The organism is Streptomyces flavovariabilis, assembly GCF_000725785.1.
In the GTDB taxonomy this organism is placed as follows: domain Bacteria; phylum Actinomycetota; class Actinomycetes; order Streptomycetales; family Streptomycetaceae; genus Streptomyces; species Streptomyces hawaiiensis.
Genome location: NZ_JNXD01000011.1, coordinates 373,021 through 393,545 on the forward strand (window position 1 = coordinate 373,021; position 20,525 = coordinate 393,545).

The following is a 20,525-nucleotide window of genomic DNA, read 5'->3' on the forward strand; positions in this document are numbered from 1 at the left end:
AGGCCCTGATGTACGACCCCACAGTCGCCCGGCTCACTTACCGGGCCCTGCTCGGCCGGCGCCGGGCCCTCATCCTGGGCGCTCTGCCCCTGCTGCTGATCGTGATCGCCGTGGCGGTGCGCGGCCTGGCCGGGGCGGACGACCAGACGGCGTCCGACCTGCTGGGCGGCCTCGCCCTCGCCACGATGGTGCCGATCATCGGTGTCATCGCGGGAACCGGCGCGATCGGGCCGGAGATCGACGACGGCTCGGTGGTGTACCTGCTGTCCAAGCCGATCAAACGGCCGACGATCATCTTCACCAAGCTGATCGTCGCCATCGCGGTGACCATGGTGTTCTCCGCGGTGCCGACGCTCATCGCCGGCTTCATCCTGAACGGCAACGGTCAGCAGGTCGCCGTCGCCTACACAGTGGCCGCCCTGGTCGCCTCGATCGCGTACGCGGCACTGTTCCTGCTGCTCGGCACGGTCTCCCGGCACGCGGTGGTGTTCGGGCTCGTCTACGCGCTGGTCTGGGAGGCCCTGTTCGGCTCCCTGGTGCCGGGTGCGCGCACGCTGAGCGTCCAGCAGTGGTCGCTGGCGGTGGCCCAGAAGGTGTCCGGCGGGGACCTGGTCTCCTCCGACGTCGGTCTGACCACGGCGACGGTGCTGCTGGTGGCCGTCACGGTACTGGCCACCTGGTACGCCGGACAGAAGCTGCGTTCGCTGACACTCGCCGGCGAGGAGTGACGTGCCCCGGCCTTGACGGAGGCTTCACCCCTGTCCGGGCACACTGGGCGAACGGGATGTAGGGGAACACCACGGGAGTTGGACGGCTGGGAGGGGCGGGGATGGCGAGCGAGAGGGGTCAGTACGACGACCGCGGGCAGTCCGGCAGCAGGCCGGGGACCGGGCCTCAGCCCGGGTCCGGGTCCGGGTCCGGCTCCGGGTCCGGAGACGCATCCGGGGACGGCCTCGACGAGGTCGTACTGGACGAGGACTTCATACGCTCCGCCGGGACCTCCGAGCCGTCCGCCCGTGCCCGGATGCTCGCTGCCAGATGGCGGCGCGAGGAGCCGGAGCCGCAGCCCTGGCGCTCCGACGAGCCGCCCGCGGGCTGGTTCTTCAGCAAGGCCCGCAGGCGCAGGTGGCGCAGACGCTAGCCGGTCGCCCCTCGGATCCCACCGCCGATTTATTCAGTGGCGTCCAATTCGCCCGGCAGGCAGAGTGGTTGTCGTCAAGGCCGGACTCATCGATCCGGCGCCATGGACGGGGAGAGGAGCGGGACGATGCCCATGCACGGCAGTACGTCCAGCTCCCTTCAGGGCAGCCCGCGGCGGGATCCGGAGTAGCCACTACCCCTCCGTAGAACCCGCCTCACACGGGGAGCTGCCCGGGGCGGCCGCTTCGAGCACGCGAATCGCACATCGCGTGGGCCGCTCACCCGGAGGATTGGCCGAGTGGTAAGGCACTGGCTTGCTAAGCCAAGGTCGGGCCTGAAAAGCCCGCGCACGTTCGATTCGTGCATCCTCCGCCGAGCACCATCCAGCACCGGGCAACAGCCCGGCGCTCAGCCCAGCAACCGCTCCAGCACCACCGCGATGCCGTCCTCGTCGTGGGAGGACGTCACCTCGTCGGCCACCGCCTTCAGTTCCTCGTGGGCGTCCGCCATGGCGACGCCGTGGGAGGCCCAGGCGAACATCGGTATGTCGTTGGGCATGTCGCCGAAGGCGATCGTGTCGGCCGCCTTCATCCCGAGCCGGCGCGCCGCCAGGGACAGCCCCGTCGCCTTGGACAGACCAAGGGGGAGGAGCTCGACGATGCCCTCGCCCGCCATCGTGACGGTGACGAAACCGCCGGCCGTGCGCGTCGCGGCCTCGCAGAGCTCGTCGTCGGTCAGTGTCGGGTGCTGGATGTACAGCTTGTTCAGGGGCGCGGTCCACAGATCCGACGCGTCCGTGAAGGGCGTGGCGGGCAGGGTGCCCTGGACCGCGTAGCCCGGCCCCACCAGCACCTCGCCGTCCAGGCCGTCACGGCTCGCCGCGAGGTACAGCGGGCCGACCTCCGCCTCGATCTTCGCCAGCGCCACCCCGGCCAGCTGCCGGTCCAGCGTCACCGACGTCAGCAGGCGGTGCGCGCCGGCGTCGTAGACCTGGGCGCCCTGGCCGCAGACGGCCAGGCCCTGGTAGCCGAGGTCGTCGAGGATGTGCCGGGTCCACGGGACCGCGCGGCCGGTGACGACGATGTGCGCGGCGCCCCTCGCGGTGGCCGCGGCGAGGGCGTCACGGGTGCGCGGCGACACCGTCTCGTCGGAGCGCAGCAGCGTCCCGTCGAGATCGGTGGCGACGAGCCGGTACGGGAAGCCGTCCGGGGAAGCCGTGTCGCTCACTTGGCCACCGGCTCCAGGACCTCCCGGCCGCCCAGGTACGGACGCAGCACCTCGGGCACGCGCACCGAACCGTCGGCCTGCTGGTGGTTCTCCAGGATCGCCACGATGGTGCGCGGGACGGCGCACAGCGTGCCGTTGAGCGTGGCCAGCGGGCGGACCTGCTTGCCCTCACGGACGCGGATCGACAGGCGGCGGGACTGGAACTCGGTGCAGTCCGAGGTGGAGGTCAGCTCGCGGTACTTGCCCTGGGTCGGGATCCAGGCCTCGCAGTCGAACTTGCGGGAGGCCGAGGAGCCCAGGTCGGCGCTCGCCACGTCGATCACGCGGTACGGCAGCTCCAGCGAGGTCAGCCACTGCTTCTCCCACTCCAGCAGGCGCTGGTGCTCGGCCTGCGAGTCCTCGGGAGCGACGTAGGAGAACATCTCGACCTTGTCGAACTGGTGCACGCGGAAGATGCCCCGGGTGTCCTTGCCGTGCGAGCCGGCCTCGCGGCGGAAGCAGGGCGAGAAGCCCGCGTAGCGCAGGGGGAGGCGGTCGGCGTCGAGGATCTCGTCCATGTGGTACGCCGCGAGCGGCACCTCGGACGTGCCGACCAGGTAGAGGTCGTCGTCGGCGAGGTGGTAGACGTCCTGCGCGGCCTGGCCGAGGAAGCCCGTGCCCGCCATGGACTGGGGGCGGACCAGCGCCGGGGTCAGCATCGGGGTGAAGCCGGCCGCGGTGGCCTGCGCGATGGCCGCGTTGACCAGGGCGAGCTCCAGGAGCGCGCCGACGCCCGTCAGGAAGTAGAAGCGCGAGCCGGAGACCTTGGCGCCCCGCTCGACGTCGATCGCGCCGAGGATCTGGCCGAGCGCCAGGTGGTCCTTGGGCTCGAAGCCCTCGGCGGCGAAGTCGCGGATCGTGCCGTGCGTCTCGAGCGTGACGAAGTCCTCCTCGCCGCCCACGGGCACGTCCGGGTGGACGAGGTTGCCGAGCCTCTGGAGCAGCTCCTGGGTCTCGGTCGCGGCCGCGTCGCGGTCCGCGTCGGCCGCCTTGACGTCGGCGGCGAGCTGGCCCGCCTTCTTCAGCAGTTCGGCCTTCTCGTCGCCGGCCGCCTTGGGGATGAGCTTGCCGAGCGCCTTCTGCTCGGCGCGCAGCTCGTCGAAGCGGACGCCGGACGACCTGCGCCGCTCGTCGGCAGACAGGAGGGCGTCGACGAGCGCGACGTCCTCTCCACGGGCGCGCTGCGACGCGCGCACACGGTCGGGGTCCTCACGGAGCAGGCGAAGGTCAATCACGCGCTCAAGGCTACCGGTGCGGGATGACCGCCCACGACTCACTATGACCGGCGTGGCATACGTACCGTTATGAGCGAATTACGTGGGGTGTCAATAAAACGGCCCGTCGTCCCCGTCAGGAGGCACCCGAAGGGCGTCGCCTTGACGCGAATCCCTTGCGGGGGGCGGGACTTGGGCTTCGGTTGTCCACAGGAATCCACACCCCTCGAAAAGTTATCCACAGGCTGTGTGGAAGATCTGTGGACTTCGGAATTGATCACTCCGTAAGGCCCGGGCACCCCCAGGAATTCCCCGTACAAAGCTGCTTTACCCTCACTTTCGAGTGGAAAGAGGTCACCCCGAAGAGTTACGCAAGGGAAAACAGTGGACGAAGGGTGACCTGCCTGTCGATGGACGCATCAGGGGCCAGTAGGGCGATATGTCGACCGACTGGCGCTTCGTTGTCGACTTGTCCCCAGGTCGAGAAGCGGACCTGTGGATAACTTCTGTGGATAACGACAATCGGCAGGTACGATCGGCCTAGAAGCGGCCGTCCTGGCACCGCGCGACCCAGTCGGCCGCCGACACGAACTCCTCGTCGGAGGTGCCCGGCCGCGGCGACCGCACATCCCCCGGCCGCATGTCCGCGCGCGGGTAGGAGCCGAGGTAGCGCACCTGGAGGCAGATCCGCTTCAGGCCCATCAGCGCCTCGGCCACCCGGCGGTCGGAGATGTGGCCCTCGGCGTCGATGCAGAAGCAGTAGTTGCCGATGCCCGCGCCGGTGGGCCGGGACTGGAGCAGCATCAGGTTGATACCGCGGGTGGCGAACTCGCCCAGCAGATCGCGCAGGCCACCCGGGTGGTCGTCGCGCTGCCACAGCACGACGGAGGTCTTGTCCGCGCCGGTCGGCGCCGCGGGCCGGGCGGGCCGGCCGACCAGCACGAACCGGGTCTGGGCGTTCTCCGCGTCGTGGATCCCGGTCTCCAGGGCCTCCAGGCCGTAGCGGGCGGCCGCGAACTCACCCGCGAAGGCGGCGTCGTACTGGCCCTCCTGAACCAGGCGGGCGGCGTCCGCGTTCGAGGCGGCCGACTCCCAGTGCGCATCCGGGAGATGCTTCTTCAGCCAGTTGCGCACCTGCGGCTGCGCGGCCGGATGTGCGGAGACGGTCTTGATGTCCGACAGCTTCGTACCCGGACGGACCAGCAGCGCGAAGGTGATGGACAGCAGCACCTCGCGATAGATCATCAGCGGGGCGCCGGCGACCAGCTCGTCGAGAGTGGTGGTGATGCCGCCCTCGACGGAGTTCTCGATAGGCACGAACGCGGCCTCGGCCTCGCCGACGCGTACCGCGTCGAGCGCGGACTGGACGGACACGTACGGGATCAGCTCCCGGGTGGCGGCCTCCGGAAGCGTGCGCAGGGCGACTTCGGTGAAGGTGCCCTCGGGGCCGAGATACGCATAGCTCGCTGGCATGACCTCACCCTAATGGGCCCGCGGAAGCGCTATCTCCCACAAACCCGCGCTGGGATGAACTCTCACCCCTCCAGCAACCTCTGCCCCACGTATTCGCCCTCCGCGGCCCCGCCCGGCACCGCGAACAGCCCGCTCGATTCGTGCCGGATGAACTGCGACAGGGCGTCACCGCGGTCCAGCTTGCGCTGCACCGGCACGAAGCCGCGCAGGGGATCGGCCTGCCAGCAGATGAAGAGCAGGCCCGCGTCGGGCACCCCGTCGGTGTCGATGCCGTCGTGGAAGGAGAAGGGGCGGCGGAGCATCGCCGCGCCGCCGTTCTGGTCGGGCCGTGTGATGCGGGCGTGGGCGTTGATGGGGACGACCAGGTTGCCCTTGGCGTCCGTCTTCTCCAGGTCCATCGCGGTCGTCTCGGTGCCCCCGGACAGCGCTGCCCCGTCGGACTTGCGGCGCCCGATCACGTCCTCCTGTGCCCTGACGGAGAGGTTCTCCCAGTCGTCGAGGAGCATGCGGATCCGGCGTACGACGGCATAGGAGCCGTTCGCCATCCAGGCCGGCTCGCCCTTCTCGGGGACGAAGATGCGCTGGTCGAAGTCGGCCTCGCTCGGCTTCGGATTGCGGGTGCCGTCGATCTGGCCCATCAGGTTGCGGGCCGTCATGGGGTGGGAGGTGGCGCCCGGTGAGCGGTTGAAGCCGTTCATCTGCCACCGCACCTTGGCGGCCCGGCCGGCGTCCTTCTGGATCGCGCGCAGGGCGTGGAAGGCGACCAGGGCGTCGTTGGCGCCGATCTGCACCCACAGGTCGCCGTTGCTGCGGTTCTTGTCGAGGTGGTCGGAGGAGAACTCGGGCAGCGGGTCGAGGGCGACCGGACGCTGCTCCTCCAGGCCCGTCCTGGCAAAGAAGCTGTGGCCGAAGCCGAAGGTGATCGTCAGCGACGAGGGGCCGGCGTCGCGGGCCACGTCGGTGTCGTCGTGGGTGCTCGGCTCGCCCGCCATCAGCCGCCGGGCCGTCTCCGACCAGCGGCGGAGCAGGGCGGCGGCCTCCTTGCGCCCGGCGCCCGCCGTCAGGTCGAAGGCGACGACGTGGCCGCGTGCCTGGAGGCCGTCGGTGATGCCGGGCTGATGTTTCCCGTGAAACATTGCCCGGTCCGCGCCGAGCGAGGTGAGCGGAGCAGCCGCTTCGGAGGGGGCGGCGGCGTAGCCCACGGCGGCGCCCGCCGTGCCGAGGACGAGCCCGGTGGCACCGGCGGTGCCGAGCAGCCGCCGCCGTGAGATGCCCCCGTGGGCGGAGGCCGCTTCGCTGTCCCGGGTGGTGGCCTCAGGGGTGCGGGTCTTCGGAGGGGACTGGTCAGGCATGGTCGTTCAGCCGATCTGCGCGTTCTTGGAGACGGTCACCTCGTCGATGTCGGAGGTCCGCACGGTCACGTCGACCTGCCAGTCGCCGGCCATGGGGATCTGCACTCCGTTCGCCGACCAGTGTCCGGTAGCGATGTGGTCGGGGACGACGGGCAGGGGCCCGATGTCCTTGGCTTTCAGGGTGAACTCGACCTTCACCTCGGGGATGTCGAAGGCCCGGCCATGGGGCCGCTCCACGTACACGTGCATCTCGTTGCCGCCCACGCGCGCCGGGTCGACGTCGATGGTGACGATGCCCTTGCCGTCCGCGCCGCCGGTGTCGAACGGCATGTTCAGGGTCAGCGCCCCGGACGCGCCGGCGTCGGCGGTGGAGGACGCGGAGGACGAGGTGGCCGCCTTGGCCTCCTGCTCGGTGCGTCCCGGCTCGGTCTGCGTCAGCACCGTGGTGACGGCGAGCAGTACGACCGCGATGCCGGCCTCGGCGAGTACCGAGCGCCGCAACCCGAAGCGGTTGGGGTCCGCGTCCCGCATCCGCTTCTGCCGTGCGGCGTCCCGTGCGGCCTGCTGCCGGGCGAGCTGCGCGGCACGTTCGGTGCCGGCGGGCCCGGTGCCGGGCTGCCCTTCGGTGCCGGCGGGTCCGGTAGCAGGCTGCTCGTCGGAGCCGGTGCCGGCAGGCCCGGTACCGGTGTCGGGGCCACCGTCGCCGTCGCCGGCACCCTCACCGGAGGTGTTCCCGTCGCCGACGGCAGCGGTCTCCGCATCCCCGGCGGCGTCCTCCCTCGCGCCGACCCGCTCTTTCTCCCGTACCGTCGATGCCCCTGCCGGCACCGTCTCCGCCAGCCGTCCCGTCCACCGGCGCGAGATCCACGCGACGCCGACCATGACGACGACGAGGCCGATCTTGGCCAGGAGGAACTGGCCGTAGCGGGTGTCGGTGAAGGCCGACCAGGAGCCGAGCTGGCGCCAGGACTGGTACGTCCCGGTCGCGATCAGGGCGAGGACGCTGCCGAAGGCGACCTGGGAGAAGCGGCGGACGGCCGGAGCGTCGACCGGCGTCTCGGCGGGCGCCCGGTACAGGGCGACCAGCAGCGCACCCAGTCCGCCGAGCCAGGCAGCCACGGCCAGCAGGTGGAGCACGTCGACCGGCATGGCGATGCCCGCCTGGATGCCGACCGAGGCGTGCTCGGACATCGCCCAGCTCGCCGCGAGACCGGCCGCCACGACGACGCCGCCGATCGAGAGCCCGAAGGTCAGGTCCCGCTTCTCCTGGGCGTCTTCCCGCTTGTCGTACGCCCCGAACAGCACGGCGATGAACAGCGCCGCCGCGGCGAGCAGCAGCAGCCGGGACACCAGGGCCGCGCCGGTCTTGGTCTGCAGCACCTGCCCGAGCAGGGACAGGTCGAAGATGTCGGCGACCTTCCCGGTGCCAGTGAAGGCGCCGCGCAGAAGCAGCAGGGCGAGGGTCGCCGCGGTGAGCGCGACCCACCCCGAGACGACGAACCGCTGCACCGGCCGCACTCCGGCACCGCGGCGCCAGCAGGCGAGCACGAAGGCGGCGCCACCGGCCATCACGATGAACCCGGCGTACGACACGTACCGCCCGAAGCCGTACAGCCAGCCCACCACCCCGTCGTCGGCCGACTGCCCGGAGACCGACACGGACGTCTTGGAGGGGGCGCCGATGGAGAAGGTCCAGGCGCCGGCGACGGGATGGCTGTCCGCCGAGACGACCTGGTAGGCCACGGTGTACGTGCCGTCGGGCAGTCCCGAGCGCAGGGGCACGGCGTACGTCGTGCCGCTGACGTTGGCCGGCTTGCCCGTGTCGACGCGCTTGCCCTCGGGGTCGAGCACGCGCAGCGAGTCGTCGGACATCGCGACCTGCTCGGAGAACGTGAGCGAGATCCGGACCGGGGCCTTGTCGACCACCGCCCCCTGCCCGGGGTCGCTGCCCGTCACCGCGGCGTGCGCGGAGGCCGGGCCGGCTCCCGCGAGGAGTGCGCAGGCCGCGGCCAGGAGCAGCAGTACCAGTGTCCGGACGCGGGGGGCGATGGTCTGCGTCACAGTGGTCCCTCCCTCAGTGTCCGGTCTTCGGGGTGTAGGTCGCCGGCTTCACCGGCATGTCGACCTTCACGGGGTCGGAGTGGGCGAAGCGCAGCTCGACGGAGACGGTCTGGCCTTCCTTCGGCTCGCGCTTGAGCTGCTCGAACATCAGGTGGTCGGCGCCGCTCTTCAGCTCCAGCCGGCCGCCCGCCGGGATCTTCAGGCTCTTGACCTCCCGCATCGCCCCGTCGACGGTCTCGTGCACCGTGACCTGCCCGGCGATGTCACTGGTGACCGAGGTCAGCTCGTCGGCGGCACCGCCCTTGTTGGTCACGGTGAGGAAGCCGGCGGCCATGTCGTCGGACACCGGCTGCGGCATGTACGCGGAGCCGACGGAGAGTTCCGCCTTCCCCGAGTCGCTCTCACCGCCGGAGTCCGAGTCGCCGCAGCCCGCCAAAGCCAGCGCTCCGGCTATGACGAGGGCCGCCGGGCCGAGCGTCCGCCTCACGGGTTCTCCCCCTTGACGATCTTGGGGAGGTCCTTGGTGTAGTCGTCGACGGTGGCGTCCTCGCCGTAGAGCACATAGCCGCCGTCGGTCTTCGGGGAGAACGCGATGACCTGGGTGCCGTGCTCGGAGACGAGCTTGCCGTTCTTGTCCTTCGTGGTCGGCTCGATGGAGATGCCGAGGGTGCGGGCGCCGGCCTGGATGGTCGCGAAGTCGCCGGTGAGGCCGACGAAGTCGGAGTCGATGCCCTTGAGCCACTTGCCGAGTTCGGCCGAGGTGTCGCGCTTGGGATCGGTGGTGACGAACACCACGCGCAGCTCGTCCTGCTCGGCCTTGGGCAGCTGCTTCTTGGCGACGGCGATGTTGCTCATCGTCAGCGGGCAGACGTCGGGGCAGTGGGTGTAGCCGAAGTAGACCAGCGTGGGCTTGCCCGCGGTCTCCTCGCGGAGGTCGTACTTCTTGCCCTGTGTGTCGGTGAGGACCAGGTCCGGCTTCTCGAACGGCTTGTCGAGGACCGTGGCGGCCTTGTCGGTACCGGCCTCCTCCGACACCACGGCGACGGGCTTGTCGCTGTCGTCGCCGCTGCCGCAGGCGGTCAGGGTCAGAGAGGCGGCGGCGAGCAGTGCCGCCGCGGCGAAGGTCTTGGTGCGCATAGAAAAATGTCCCAGATGTCGGTGACCCGGCGTGCACCGGGGTGCCCCGCCCGAAGGCGGGGATCCGGCGCTCGCCGTCAACGGAAACAGGCTCAGGCGCTGGTGCGCCGACGCCCCGCGAGCACGCCGTAGGCGACGCCCGCCGCGCCGACCACGATGCCGACGATGCCCAGGACGCGGGCGGTCGTGTCGGTGCCGTCGGAGGAGTCGGAGGCGGCGGTGTCGGCGGAGGCCTTCTCGGCAGACTCGGCGTCGGATTCCTCGTCGGCCGCCGAGCCGTGGTGGCCGTCCTCGGCGGCGGACAGCTCCAGCACCGGGGCCGGGTTGTCGGGCTCGTCCTGGCCCTTCTGCGGCACCTCGATCCAGCGGACGACCTCCTTGTTGGAGTACGTCTGCAGGGCCTTGAAGACCAGCTGGTCGGTGTCCTCGGGCAGCTGGCCGACGGAGAGCGGGAACTTCTCGAAGTAGCCGGGCTCGATGCCCTTGCCGTCGGCGGTCCAGGTGACCTTGGTGACGGCCTCGGTGATCTTCTCGCCGTGCATCTCCAGCGGCTTGTCCAGCTTGGACTTGGTGACCTCGATCTTCCAGCCGGGCATGGGCTCCGGCATCACCGAGGCCAGCGGGTGGTCGGTCGGGAAGTTGACCTCGAGCTTGGTGGTCGAGGCGTCGTCACGCTCGTTGGGGACCTTGAAGTCCACGACCGCGTAGCCGCCCTTGGCTGCCGTGCCCTCGGGCTGCACGGTGACGTGCGCGAAGGCGGGGGCGGACAGGGCGAGGACGGTGATACCGGCGGCGGCACCGGCCGCGGCGATACGGGAAGCCTTCATGGAAGGAGCACTCCGCTGTGAGTCGGTCTGGATGTGGAAGGAGGGATGCGCGCACACGCGCGGGCCGCACGACAGCGGCCCCTCCCCCGCGGGAGCGGAGTGGTGGTGGTCGCGTCGCGTCAGGCGGCGAGGGCGAGTGCGGCTGCGGAAGCCGTGGCGGTCGGCGGGCCGCGCCGGATCACCGTGTGCTGGAGCGCGATGGTGAGGGGCATCGGGGGCGCGGGCCGCGCGGCGTGCGTCGGGCGCGGGCGGGCCTCCGGGGCTCCCGGGAGCCCGGCGCGCAGGGCGCGTACCAGCGCGAGAGCGCCCCGCAGGGAGCGCACGAGCGCCCCCTCGGCGACTCCCTGCGCCGACAGTTCGGTGAGCCGCAGCAGAGCGAGGTCGCCGTGGCGCAGCAGCCATCCGGCGGCGAGCGCCGCGAGGACATGACCGAGCAGCATCGGCAGGGACGGCCACAGCGAGGCCGACGAGCCGGACACGGCGTCCGCGGCCAGATGCGTGTGCGTCCCCGTGGGCGGTTGGACCCGGGCTTCGGTGAGGATCCGCTGGGCCTGCGCCGGGCTGATGGCCGCAGCGGTCGTGCCGCATACGAACCGGGCGGCCTGCTGGATCAGCGCGGCATCGCTTCCGCCCGCAGGGACCGAGGACGTGACGGCGGCCGTACCGTGCTGGCCGAGACCGAACAGCGTGTGCAGCCCTGTCTGGCCGACCGCGAGCAATCCCGTGATCCCCGCCAGCGAGCGGACGCGCCCGGCGAGCGGAGCCACCACCGCGGCCACCCCGAGGAACCCGGCACCCAGCGTCCACAGCGGGATGCCGTCGCAGGAGGCGAGCGCGTGACCTGCCCCGGCCAGCACGACGCAGACCGCGGCGAACACCGCGGCCCGCAGGATCCGGAGCGTGTGTCCGGAGCGCGTCGCGCGCGCGTGGGGGGCAGGCATGGCGGGCTCATCATCGCACTGGCCCCGCGGGCCTCGTGCGGCAGGTCCACAAGATGCCGTACGACCGGAACGTCATGCTCTGACCCCGCGCGCCCCCGGATGCGCCGCTGCCCGCTCCCACATACACCGATCAGAACCAGCACGCATCCGCCGTATGGGCGGCATCACGTCAACTTCACGCTTACACAGGGGCATGCAGGGCAATACGTAACGGTATGTCGAGCCGCAGCCAGGAGGCTGGAGCATGAGCATCTGGTGGTCACTCCATCTGCGGCGCGAAGCTGCGAGCGTGCCGCTCGCCCGCCGTCTGCTGATCGGCACGATGGAGACCGCGGGCGTCGACCCGGACATCTCCTACGACCTCTCCGTCGCCCTCAGCGAGGCGTGCGCCAACGCCGTGGAGCACGGCGGGGACACGGGGCACGGCCCGGGTTCCGAGGCGTACCGGGTCACCGCGTACCTCGACGGCGAGAAGTGCCGGATCGAGGTCGCCGACGCCGGCCCGGGGTTCCCCGCGGCCCCAGCCGGGCGGTCCCGCCCGCCGATCCGTCCCGCGCACTCCGACGCGGAGAACGGCAGGGGGCTGTGTCTCATCGAGGAGCTCGCCGACCACGTCCACATCGGCAACAAGCCGGGCCAGGGCGGAGCCGTGGTGAGCTTCGACAAGGTCCTGAAGTGGCGTTCCGGCGCACCGCTGATGGCGGTCTGACCTCCCCGCGGGGCGGTGTTTCACGTGAAACACCGCCCGTGACCGGCAGCCCGTGACCGGCAGCCCGTGACCGGCAGCCCGTGACCGGCAGCCCGTGACCGGCCGCCCTACAGTGCCCCCCAGTCCAGCGTCGTACGGGCCAGCCCAGCCACCTCCGTCAGCAGCGCCAGCCGCGCCGCCCGGAGTGCCGGGTCGGGGTCCATCACCAGCACCTCGTCGAAGAAGGTGCCGATCGCGTCGATCAGCGGAGCGGACACCTCGATCAGCGCGCCGAGGTCGTCCTCCCGTCCCTGCAGAGCCTCACGCACGGCCTGCGCGCTCTCGGCGAGACGCAGTTCGGCGGGCGCGGTCAGCAGGGACACATCCGCCGTCTGGACACCGCCCTCGGGCAGGATGCGCACCACCCGCTGGAAGGCGGCAGCGAGCGCCTCGAACGCCTCGCTGCCGACATGCCGCTCCAGCGTGGTCAGCGTGCGATCGCCATGGGCGGGCCGGTCGGCCCACACCAGTACGGCCTGGACGAGCCGGTGCTCGTGCCCGGCGTCCGTGAGCTGCTGTTCATAGCGCCGGGTGATGAGTTCGGCGGCTTCGGCGACCCGCTGGGCGGGCACCTCGACGCCCTGCGCGGCATACCGTACGGCCGCCGCGCGCAGCCCCTCGCTCACCCGCACCCCGGCCACGGCGGGCAGGCTCCGCAACACGTTGAGCAGCCCGATCGCGGCCCGGCGCACCCCGTACGGGTCGGAACTCCCGGTCGGCGCGGCGCCGATCAGGAACATGCCCGTCACCAGGTCGAACCGGTCGGCGAGGGACAGCACGGCCCCCGCGTCACCGGCCGGCAGGGCGCCACCGGCGGAGCGGGGCAGCTCCATCTCGGCCAGCGCCCGGGCGACCTCGTCGGACTCGCCGGACCGGCGGGCGTACTCCTCCGCCATGACCCCGGCAAGCCCGGAGAACTCGATCACCATCTGCGACGCCAGGTCGAACTTGGCCAGCGCACCGGCCCGCCGTACGACCTCCACCGCCTCCTCCGGGAGCCCGGCCCGTCCGGCCAGGTCCAGGGCGAGGGAGGCGAGCCGTACGGCGCGGTCGGCGACCGTGCCGAGCCGGTCCTCGAAGGTCAGCTTGTCCAGCCGCCGCCGGAACTCCTCCGGCGCCACCTTCAGGTCCGCCCGCCAGAAGAACGCGGCGTCCTCGTAACGGGCCCGCAGCACCGCCTCGTTGCCCACCCGCACCACGTCGTCGTCGCACAGGGCGTTGGCGAAGGTCACGAAGTGCGGCATGAGCCGCTCGCCGTCCAGTACCGGCAGATAGCGCTGGTGCTTGCGCATCACGGTGGTCAGGACGCTCGCGGGCAGTTCGAGGTAGCGCTCGTCGAACGAGCCCCGCACGGCGTACGGGAACTCCAGGATGTCGGTGATCTCGTCGATCAGCCCGGCCTGGCCCTCCACGTCGATGCGCCCGCCCACCTCGGCGGCGGCCTCCAGGGCACCGCGTACGACCGCCCCGCGCCGGGCCTCGCGGTCGAGCAGGATGCCGTGCATGTGCAGGAAGTGCGGGTAGCCCTCGGCGGAGGTCACCCGGACCTCCGGGTAGGGCGCCTGCCGCTGCACTCGCGTCGTGTCGCCGGACGACAGCGAGGAGACCACCACGGGCAGGGGAGTACGGCCCAGCAGCGCGAGCAGCCAGCGCACGGGACGCGAGAACGACAGCCCCGGGTCGCTCCAGCGCATGTTGCGCCCGGCCCGCAGTCCGGACACGACCTCGGCGAGCAGCTCGCTGAGCACCTCGACGGCCGGGCGCCCCTCTTCGTGCCGGGTGACGGCCACGTACTCGACGCCGTTGACCTCGACCACGCGCACGTCGGCCGGTTCGGCGCCCTGGCTGCGGGCGAAGCCTTGGAGCGCGGGAGTCGGCGCACCGTCCTTGTACGCGGCGGCGGCCTTGGGTCCGCGCACGGTCCGCATGGTGTCCCGCTCGCGCGGCTGCACACCGTCGACCGTGATCACGATCCGGCGCGGTGTGGCCATCACGGTGATCACGCCGTGTCCCAGCCGGGTCGCGGCGAGCTTGGCGGTGACCGACTCGCGCACCGCTTCGGTGGTGGCGGGGACGTCGGCGTAGGGCAGTTCCTCCACGCCGATCTCGAACAGCAGCGTCTCGGCGCCGGGCACCTTGGGCAGCATGGCCCGCTGGGCCGGAGCCGGCGTCGCCGCCAGCCCGAGCGGATGCTCCAGCGCGGCCCGCCGCCGCTCCCACAGTTTGGCCGTCTCGTGCGTCAGGCCCCGCATCAGCGAGAACGCCTTGGCACGCTCGGTGGTGCTGATCGCCCCGCGGGCGTCGAGCACGTTGAAGGTGTGGCTGCACTTCAGCACGTACGTGTACGCCGGGACGGGCAGCTCCAGGTCCAGCAGACGCCGGGCCTCGGCCGCGTACGACTCGAACAGCCGGTGGTTGGTGTCGATGTCGGCGTCGTCGAGGTAGTAACGGCTCATCTCGTACTCGTTCTGCCCGAACACCTCGCCGTAGGTGATGCCCGGCGCGTACGCGATGTCCTTGAAGTGGGACACACCCTGAAGGTTCATCAGGATGCGTTCGAGCCCGTACGTGATCTCCACCGACACTGGGTCCAGGGCGACGCCGCCGACCTGCTGGAAGTACGTGAACTGGGTGATCTCCATGCCGTCCAGCCAGACCTCCCAGCCCAGCCCCCAGGCGCCGAGCGCGGGCGAGGCCCAGTTGTCCTCGACGAACCGCACGTCGTGCGCGTTCAGGTCGACACCCAGAGCGCGCAGACTGCCCAGGTACAGCTCCTGCGGGTTGCCCGGGTCGGGCTTGAGGATCACCTGGAACTGCGTGTGGGTCTGGAGCCGGTTGGGGTTCTCGCCGTAGCGCGAGTCGTCCGGCCGCACGCTCGGCTCCACGTAGGCGACGCTCCACGGCTCGGGGCCGAGCACCCGCAGTGCCGTGGCCGGGTTGGCCGTACCGGCTCCGACCTCGGTGTTCAGCGGCTGCGTGATCATGCAGCCGTTGTCGCTCCAGTACTTCTGCAGGGTGAGAATGGCGTCCTGCATGGTCAGCGCCGTCTGAACGTTCTTCATGATGATCGCGCCTGTTCCCCGAGTCGGACCGGCAAGGTCGGCCATGATCTCACACGTCAACTACCGCTGACCTGCTGTTTCTTGACCGACCGGTCGGACGCTCGCGGCTCCTGCACAGGTGGTCCACAGCCGGGCCTCATGCCCCTGACGGGTGGCACCCCTACATTCCCGGTGCCATGACGGGAACGCAGCACGGCTACCACCGCGAGGACGAGGCGCTCGCCCGGACCGCCGTCGACGCACTGGTCGGCCAGCTGGCCCTGGCGCCCAAGCCGGGCCTGCCCGACCCGCGCGATCTGACGGCCCGGGCCACCCGCCGGGATCACAGCTCCCTGCGCTGGTCGGCCGGGGCACTGCTCCCCGGCCTCACGGCGATGGCCGCCACGGCCCGCCGCACGGGTGAGCCCGGTGCCCGGCTCCGCGCGGACCTGGGCGCGATCGGCCGCTCCACGGAACACACCGTGGCGCTGGCGGGCGGCGGCCACCGGGGCGCCCTGTGGACGCTGGGTCTGCTGGTCGCGGCGGTGGCGCTGCGACCTGGTGCCGCGCCCACCGAGACGACGGCCCTGGCCAAGCGCATCGCAGCCCACCCGGACCGCCGCGCCCCGCGCCGCCCCTCCCGTGGATCCACCATGTCGGCCCGCTACGGCGCGGCCGGCGCGAGGGGGGAGGCCAGGGCCGGATTCCCCCACGTCCGCCGCGCCCTGACCGCCCTCACCACGTCACGCGCCCAGGGCGCCCCGGAACCCCAGGCCCGGCTGGACGCCCTGCTCACGGTGATGTGCACGCTCCAGGACACGGAACTGCTGTACACGGCGGGACCCATGGGGCTACGTCATGTCCAGGCGGGTGCGCGCGGGGTCCTGGACGCGGGCGGTACGGCCACGGAGCCCGGCGAGGCGGCGCTGAGAGCCCTGGACACCGACCTCACGGAACGCACCTGGACCCCAAGGGGCAGCGGGGCTCTGCTTGCAGGCGTGCTGTTCCTGGACGCCCTCAGGCTTGCAGGGGCGCGGGGAACTGCGCGACCAGCCCCCACACACCCGCGCCCGGAACTCAGGCCTTGAGGGCGGCCATCCACGCCTCGACCTCGTCGGACCGCCGCGGCAGCGCGGCACTCAGATTCCGGTTGCCGTCCTCCGTCACGAGGATGTCGTCCTCGATCCGCACACCGATGCCCCGGTACTCCTCCGGCACCGTCAGGTCGTCGGCCTGGAAGTACAGCCCGGGTTCGACGGTCAGGCACATCCCCGGCTCGAGGACACCGTCCACGTACGCCTCGACCCGCGCCGCCGCGCAGTCGTGCACGTCCATGCCGAGCATGTGCCCGGTCCCGTGCAGGGTCCAGCGCCGCTGCAGCCCCAGCTCCAGCACCCGCTCCACGGGGCCCTCGACCAGACCCCACTCGACGAGCCTCTCGGCCAGCACCCGCTGCGCGGCGTCATGGAAGTCGCGGTACTTCGCCCCGGGCTTGACCGCCGCGATACCGGCCTCCTGGGCCTCGTACACGGCGTCGTAGATCTTGCGCTGGATCTCGCTGAACCGGCCGTTGATCGGCAGCGTGCGCGTCACGTCGGCCGTGTAGTACGTGTGCGTCTCCACACCCGCGTCGAGCAGCAGCAGCTCGCCCGAGCGCACGGCCCCGTCGTTGCGCACCCAGTGCAGCGTGCAGGCGTGCGGCCCGGCCGCGGCGATCGTGCCGTAGCCGACGTCGTTGCCCTCCACGCGCGCACGGAGGAAGAACGTGCCCTCGATGTACCGCTCGGAGGTCGCCTCGGCCTTGTCGAGGACCTTCACCACGTCCTCGAAGCCGCGCACGGTCGAGTCGACCGCCTTCTGCAGTTCGCCGACCTCGAACTCGTCCTTGACCAGTCGCGCCTCGGAGAGGAAGACCCGCAGCTCCTCGTCGCGCTCGGCGGTGACCTTGTCGGTCAGGGCGGCCTCGATGCCGGCGTCGTGGCCGCGCACGACCCGCACCGGCCCGGTGGCCTCGCGCAGGGCGCCGGCCAGCTCGCGCACGTCGGAGGCGGGGATGCCGTACAGCTGCCCGGCCTCGGTGAGGGAGTGCCGGCGGCCGACCCACAGCTCGCCCTGGCCGTCCAGCCAGAACTCGCCGTTCTCCCGGTCGGACCGCGGCAGGAGGTAGATCGTCGCCTCGTGCCCCTCGTCCTTGGGCTCCAGGACCAGGACGCCGTCCTCGGTCTGGTTGCCGGTGAGGTAGGCGTACTCGACGGAGGCCCGGAAGGCGTACTCGGTGTCGTTCGAGCGGGTCTTCAGGTTGCCCGCGGGGATCACCAGACGCTCACCCGGGAAGCGCGCGGAGAGCGCGGCCCGGCGGGCAGCGGTCTCGGCGGCCTGGGGGATGGGCTCGAGGTCGCGCAGCTCGGTGTCGGCCCAGCCGCTCTTCATGTTCTCGGCCAGCTCGTCGGACACGCCGGGGTACAGTCCGTTCTTCCGCTGCTTGATCGGCTCTTCGCTCTCGTCCGGGGTCGCCGGTGTGAGCTCCTCGGCCACGGTCATCCTCCTCGATACGCCACTGGACCACCGTCCACTGTACGGCGGCACGGAAGCGGCCTCAGGGCGATGACGAGGAGCGTTACTCGAACCGGACGGCCAGCAGGACGACGTCCTCCACACCCTCCGCCGCGTCCAGCCCGTCCGGCAGCACGCTCCGCAGGACGTGGTCGGCGATCGCGCCGGGGTCGCCGCGCAGGGCCCGGGGCACTCCGGCCGCCGCCGTGTGCAGCCGGGCGAAGGCGCGGTCGGTGACCTCGCCGGTGCGGTGCAGCAGCCCGTCGGTGTAGAGCAGAACCGTCTCTCCGGGCTCGGCGAGGATCTCCACGCTCGGCGCCTCCCAGCAGGCGAGCATGCCCAGTGGGGCGGAGACGGACGTCTCGACGAACTCCGTGCGGCGCTGTCCGATCAGCAGGGGCGGACTGTGCCCGGCGCCGGCCAGCGTGATCTTGCGCGCGGCCGGTTCGCAGTAGCCGAACAGGGCCGTGGCCGAGCGGGCGGGCTCGGTCAGCCGCATCAGCAGCTCCAGGTCGGACAGGACGGCGACCGGGTCCTCCCCCTCCATCACGGCGTACGCGCGCAGCGACGCCCGCAGCCGCCCCATCGCGGCGACCGCGCTCGGGCCCGACCCGGTGACGGATCCGACGGCGAGGCCGAGGGCGGCGTCGGGCAGCGGCAGCGCGTCGTACCAGTCGCCGCCGCCGCGCGGGCCGGTGTGGCGCCGGGCGGCGAGCTGGACACCGGCGACCCGGGGCAGCCGCGCGGGCAGCAGCTCGTCGGTCATCGTGGCCATGGACGTGCGGGTGCGTTCCAGTTCGAGGAGGCGGGCCAGGTGCTCGGCGGCGTACCGCGCGTAGAGGCCACAGAGGTGGCGCTGCCGCTCGCCCGGTTCGGCGGGCTCGTCGTAGAGCCAGACGACGGCGCCGAGCCGGTCGGCGGTGTCGGTGGTCAGCGGGAGGGCGTAGCTGGCGGCGTAGCCGAGGCGGGCCGCGACCTCGCGGTGGCGGGGGTCGAGCCCCTCCTCGGCGAACAGGTCGGGGACGGCGATGCCGCCCTCGCCGCCCGGCAGCCCTTCGAGGATCCGTCCGTAGGACAGGGCGCTGCGCGGGACCGTCTCGATGTGGCCGAGATCGGCGCGGGCGAGGCCCAGGCCGATGGTGGTGTCCGGGCCGAGTCCGTCACCGGGTTCCAGGACGACGAGGCCGCGCCGGGCGCCCACCAGGGCGGCGCCGGCCCGCAGCATTTCCTGGAGGGCCTCGTCGAGCGTGGCCGTGCGGGCCAGGCGCTCGGTGAGCTCGTGCAGGGTGGTGAGGTCGGAGACCCAGCCGGCGAGACGGTCCTGGAGCACCGCACCGGGAGGGGCCGGGGGATTTGCGGGGGCGGCCGGGGCCGAAGGCGCCGTGACGGGCGCGACAGTGTGTGCTGGCGCCGGAACCGTTGAATCGATTCCAGCCACTTTCGGAGGGTGCGGAGCGTTCATGGCGTCCGGCCTTCCAACCGGTACGTACTGCTCAAAAGCATCGCAAACCCCCATGTCGTTCTGCGTCGCTAGCAGTGTCTCCACATGTACACGCACTCGTGAGGAGATGTCCAGCATTGTCCTGCCGGGATTCCTGGTGTCCGTGAGGTCCGAGGGAACAACTCCCCTTCCTCTTGCGGAAATGCGAAGTTGGCCTAAAACTGCCTCAGGGGACGGCTTATTGCGGTCGACTGGGCTCGCTCGACGGAGCGTCACAACGGTCGTGATGGGTACGTACTCGGTAAAGGCCAGGGGTGGTTGGGAACCGCCCGGAACCTGGTGACGGAACCGGGCGTCCTATCCACCGACGACCGTGCCCCATCCTCCCGTGGCGGAGGCGGAGAGAAATACGCGCGACGGCAAACGCCATACTTCGCCACCCCTACGCCACGCCCGTGCTTTCGGTAGACGCAGTATGGGCGGGCGGCCGCGGAGGCAGCCCAATGCTCGACCCATAGGGGTTCCCCTTGCTTCAGGCAGGGGTGTGATGCGCCAACAGGTACGCACAGTGAAGTGATCGACACATGATGTGATGTGGACCACGGTGTTGCCGGCGTGCAACGGAAAGGAACGAGCGCTCATGCGCGAGATCCTCGGAAGGCGACGCAGGCTCCTGTCCCGGCGTAGCGACGGGAGGCCTGAGCTGATCGGCGCGGCCCTGACCTACGCGACTCAATGGCAGTGGCCCGTACTCCCGGGCGTGGCGGCGGACCCGCAGGGGCACTCCCGCTGCAGCTGCCCCGACCCCGACTGCACGGTGCCCGGCGCGCACCCCTTCGACCCCGGCCTCCTCGCGGCCACCACCGACGGCCGCATGATCCGCTGGTGGTGGGGCAACCGGCCGACGGCGCCGATCGTCCTGGCCACCGGCGGCCACGCCCCCTGCGCGGTCTCCCTGCCGGCTCTGCCGGCCGCCCGGGCCCTCAAGGCGCTCGACCAGATGGGCATGCGGCTCGGCCCGGTCGTCGCCTCCCCCGCCCGCTGGGCGATCCTCGTCAAGCCGTACTCCATGGAGCAGCTCGGCGAACTGCTCTACGCCAAGGACTTCGTGCCCGGCTCTCTCCGCTTCCACGGTGAGGGCGGCTACCTCGCCCTGCCCCCGTCCGAGACGGGCCAGGGCGAGATCCGCTGGGAGCGCGCGCCGCTGCCCGGCTCGGCCTCGCCGTGGGTGCCCGATGTCGAGGCCGTGGTGGACGCCGTGGTGGAAGCCCTCACTCGTACGGGTGTGAGCGCGCCCGAGTTGTAGGGCTGTCGGGCGCGCCGAGCCCGGC

At 71.6% G+C, this 20,525-nt stretch carries 17 protein-coding genes and 1 tRNA gene; 6 read left to right on the top strand and 12 right to left on the bottom strand.

Annotated elements, in window-relative coordinates; genetic code table 11:
- Positions 1 to 8: 8 nt before the first annotated feature.
- From IO24_RS0121110 to IO24_RS0121120, 3 genes are all read left to right on the top strand, one after another.
- Positions 9 to 728: an ABC transporter permease subunit gene (locus IO24_RS0121110; protein ID WP_031137724.1), complete on the top strand. Its 720-nt coding sequence runs from the start codon at positions 9 to 11 to the stop codon at positions 726 to 728.
- A gap of 101 nt (positions 729 to 829) precedes the next feature.
- A complete protein-coding gene (locus tag IO24_RS40900; protein WP_037668093.1) occupies positions 830 to 1,141 on the top strand; it encodes an SGM_3592 family protein in 312 nt (103 codons plus the stop codon).
- A gap of 283 nt (positions 1,142 to 1,424) precedes the next feature.
- Positions 1,425 to 1,512: transfer RNA gene (locus tag IO24_RS0121120), tRNA-Ser, on the top strand.
- Between the two features lie 36 nt (positions 1,513 to 1,548).
- Here IO24_RS0121120 and IO24_RS0121125 read toward each other — a convergent pair.
- The 9 genes from IO24_RS0121125 to IO24_RS0121165 all read right to left on the bottom strand — a co-directional run bounded on the left by IO24_RS0121125 (position 1,549) and on the right by IO24_RS0121165 (position 11,411).
- Entirely contained in the window at positions 1,549 to 2,367 is an 819-nt protein-coding gene (locus IO24_RS0121125; RefSeq protein WP_031137725.1) for an HAD family hydrolase, read from the bottom strand.
- Entirely contained in the window at positions 2,364 to 3,641 is a 1,278-nt protein-coding gene (serS, locus tag IO24_RS0121130; RefSeq protein ID WP_037668095.1) for a serine--tRNA ligase, read from the bottom strand. The genes IO24_RS0121125 and serS overlap by 4 nt, the downstream gene beginning before the upstream one ends.
- Before the next feature lie 519 nt (positions 3,642 to 4,160).
- Positions 4,161 to 5,093 carry a prephenate dehydratase gene (gene pheA / locus IO24_RS0121135; protein WP_031137727.1) on the bottom strand — a complete coding sequence of 311 codons (933 nt, stop codon included), beginning with the start codon at positions 5,091 to 5,093 and terminating at the stop codon, positions 4,161 to 4,163.
- A 62-nt stretch (positions 5,094 to 5,155) separates the two neighbouring features.
- A complete protein-coding gene (efeB, locus tag IO24_RS0121140; RefSeq protein WP_031137728.1) occupies positions 5,156 to 6,445 on the bottom strand; it encodes an iron uptake transporter deferrochelatase/peroxidase subunit in 1,290 nt (429 codons plus the stop codon).
- Between the two features lie 6 nt (positions 6,446 to 6,451).
- The gene (locus tag IO24_RS0121145; protein WP_031137729.1) at positions 6,452 to 8,506 is read right to left on the bottom strand and encodes a copper resistance CopC/CopD family protein; all 2,055 of its coding nucleotides are present in this window, start codon (positions 8,504 to 8,506) and stop codon (positions 6,452 to 6,454) included.
- Positions 8,507 to 8,519: 13 nt separating this feature from the next.
- Positions 8,520 to 8,993 carry a copper chaperone PCu(A)C gene (locus IO24_RS0121150; RefSeq protein ID WP_031137730.1) on the bottom strand — a complete coding sequence of 158 codons (474 nt, stop codon included), beginning with the start codon at positions 8,991 to 8,993 and terminating at the stop codon, positions 8,520 to 8,522.
- The gene (locus IO24_RS0121155) at positions 8,990 to 9,643 is read right to left on the bottom strand and encodes an SCO family protein (protein WP_031137731.1); all 654 of its coding nucleotides are present in this window, start codon (positions 9,641 to 9,643) and stop codon (positions 8,990 to 8,992) included. Before IO24_RS0121155 ends, IO24_RS0121150 begins: the two co-directional genes overlap by 4 nt.
- 92 nt (positions 9,644 to 9,735) lie before the next feature.
- Positions 9,736 to 10,470: a YcnI family copper-binding membrane protein gene (locus IO24_RS0121160; protein WP_031137732.1), complete on the bottom strand. Its 735-nt coding sequence runs from the start codon at positions 10,468 to 10,470 to the stop codon at positions 9,736 to 9,738.
- A gap of 119 nt (positions 10,471 to 10,589) precedes the next feature.
- Positions 10,590 to 11,411 carry a hypothetical protein gene (locus IO24_RS0121165; protein ID WP_031137733.1) on the bottom strand — a complete coding sequence of 274 codons (822 nt, stop codon included), beginning with the start codon at positions 11,409 to 11,411 and terminating at the stop codon, positions 10,590 to 10,592.
- A 244-nt stretch (positions 11,412 to 11,655) separates the two neighbouring features.
- On the opposite strand from IO24_RS0121165, the gene IO24_RS0121170 reads away from it, so the two are divergent.
- Entirely contained in the window at positions 11,656 to 12,120 is a 465-nt protein-coding gene (locus IO24_RS0121170) for an ATP-binding protein (protein WP_031137734.1), read from the top strand.
- 107 nt (positions 12,121 to 12,227) lie between these two features.
- Here IO24_RS0121170 and IO24_RS0121175 read toward each other — a convergent pair whose 3' ends face one another.
- Complete coding sequence (locus IO24_RS0121175) at positions 12,228 to 15,221, bottom strand: glycine--tRNA ligase (protein WP_031137735.1); 2,994 nt, start codon at positions 15,219 to 15,221, stop codon at positions 12,228 to 12,230.
- Between the two features lie 176 nt (positions 15,222 to 15,397).
- On the opposite strand from IO24_RS0121175, the gene IO24_RS0121180 reads away from it, so the two are divergent.
- Positions 15,398 to 16,288 carry a triphosphoribosyl-dephospho-CoA synthase gene (locus IO24_RS0121180; RefSeq protein WP_037668097.1) on the top strand — a complete coding sequence of 297 codons (891 nt, stop codon included), beginning with the start codon at positions 15,398 to 15,400 and terminating at the stop codon, positions 16,286 to 16,288.
- Here IO24_RS0121180 and IO24_RS0121185 read toward each other — a convergent pair.
- Complete coding sequence (locus IO24_RS0121185) at positions 16,278 to 17,735, bottom strand: aminopeptidase P family protein (protein ID WP_107062994.1); 1,458 nt, start codon at positions 17,733 to 17,735, stop codon at positions 16,278 to 16,280. The two genes, IO24_RS0121180 and IO24_RS0121185, sit on opposite strands and share 11 nt — an antisense overlap.
- Before the next feature lie 82 nt (positions 17,736 to 17,817).
- A complete protein-coding gene (locus IO24_RS0121190; RefSeq protein ID WP_078899065.1) occupies positions 17,818 to 19,332 on the bottom strand; it encodes a PP2C family protein-serine/threonine phosphatase in 1,515 nt (504 codons plus the stop codon).
- Between the two features lie 502 nt (positions 19,333 to 19,834).
- Here IO24_RS0121190 and IO24_RS0121195 point away from each other — a divergent pair.
- Positions 19,835 to 20,500, top strand: a complete 666-nt coding sequence (locus IO24_RS0121195) for a bifunctional DNA primase/polymerase (RefSeq protein WP_031137739.1) — start codon at positions 19,835 to 19,837, stop codon at positions 20,498 to 20,500.
- The last annotated feature ends 25 nt before the right edge of the window (positions 20,501 to 20,525 follow it).

Bases quoted from the DNA above. Each gene is read 5' to 3' on its own strand.
- IO24_RS0121175 (WP_031137735.1), bottom strand. From the start codon at position 15,221: ATGAAGAACGTTCAGACGGCGCTGACCATGCAGGACGCCATTCTCACC.
- IO24_RS0121155 (WP_031137731.1), bottom strand. From the start codon at position 9,643: ATGCGCACCAAGACCTTCGCCGCGGCGGCACTGCTCGCCGCCGCCTCT.
- IO24_RS40900 (WP_037668093.1), top strand. From the start codon at position 830: ATGGCGAGCGAGAGGGGTCAGTACGACGACCGCGGGCAGTCCGGCAGC.
- pheA (WP_031137727.1), bottom strand. From the start codon at position 5,093: ATGCCAGCGAGCTATGCGTATCTCGGCCCCGAGGGCACCTTCACCGAA.
- efeB (WP_031137728.1), bottom strand. From the start codon at position 6,445: ATGCCTGACCAGTCCCCTCCGAAGACCCGCACCCCTGAGGCCACCACC.
- IO24_RS0121110 (WP_031137724.1), top strand. From the start codon at position 9: ATGTACGACCCCACAGTCGCCCGGCTCACTTACCGGGCCCTGCTCGGC.
- IO24_RS0121180 (WP_037668097.1), top strand. From the start codon at position 15,398: ATGACGGGAACGCAGCACGGCTACCACCGCGAGGACGAGGCGCTCGCC.
- IO24_RS0121170 (WP_031137734.1), top strand. From the start codon at position 11,656: ATGAGCATCTGGTGGTCACTCCATCTGCGGCGCGAAGCTGCGAGCGTG.
- IO24_RS0121195 (WP_031137739.1), top strand. From the start codon at position 19,835: ATGCGCGAGATCCTCGGAAGGCGACGCAGGCTCCTGTCCCGGCGTAGC.
- IO24_RS0121190 (WP_078899065.1), bottom strand. From the start codon at position 19,332: ATGCTGGACATCTCCTCACGAGTGCGTGTACATGTGGAGACACTGCTA.
- IO24_RS0121160 (WP_031137732.1), bottom strand. From the start codon at position 10,470: ATGAAGGCTTCCCGTATCGCCGCGGCCGGTGCCGCCGCCGGTATCACC.
- IO24_RS0121165 (WP_031137733.1), bottom strand. From the start codon at position 11,411: ATGCCTGCCCCCCACGCGCGCGCGACGCGCTCCGGACACACGCTCCGG.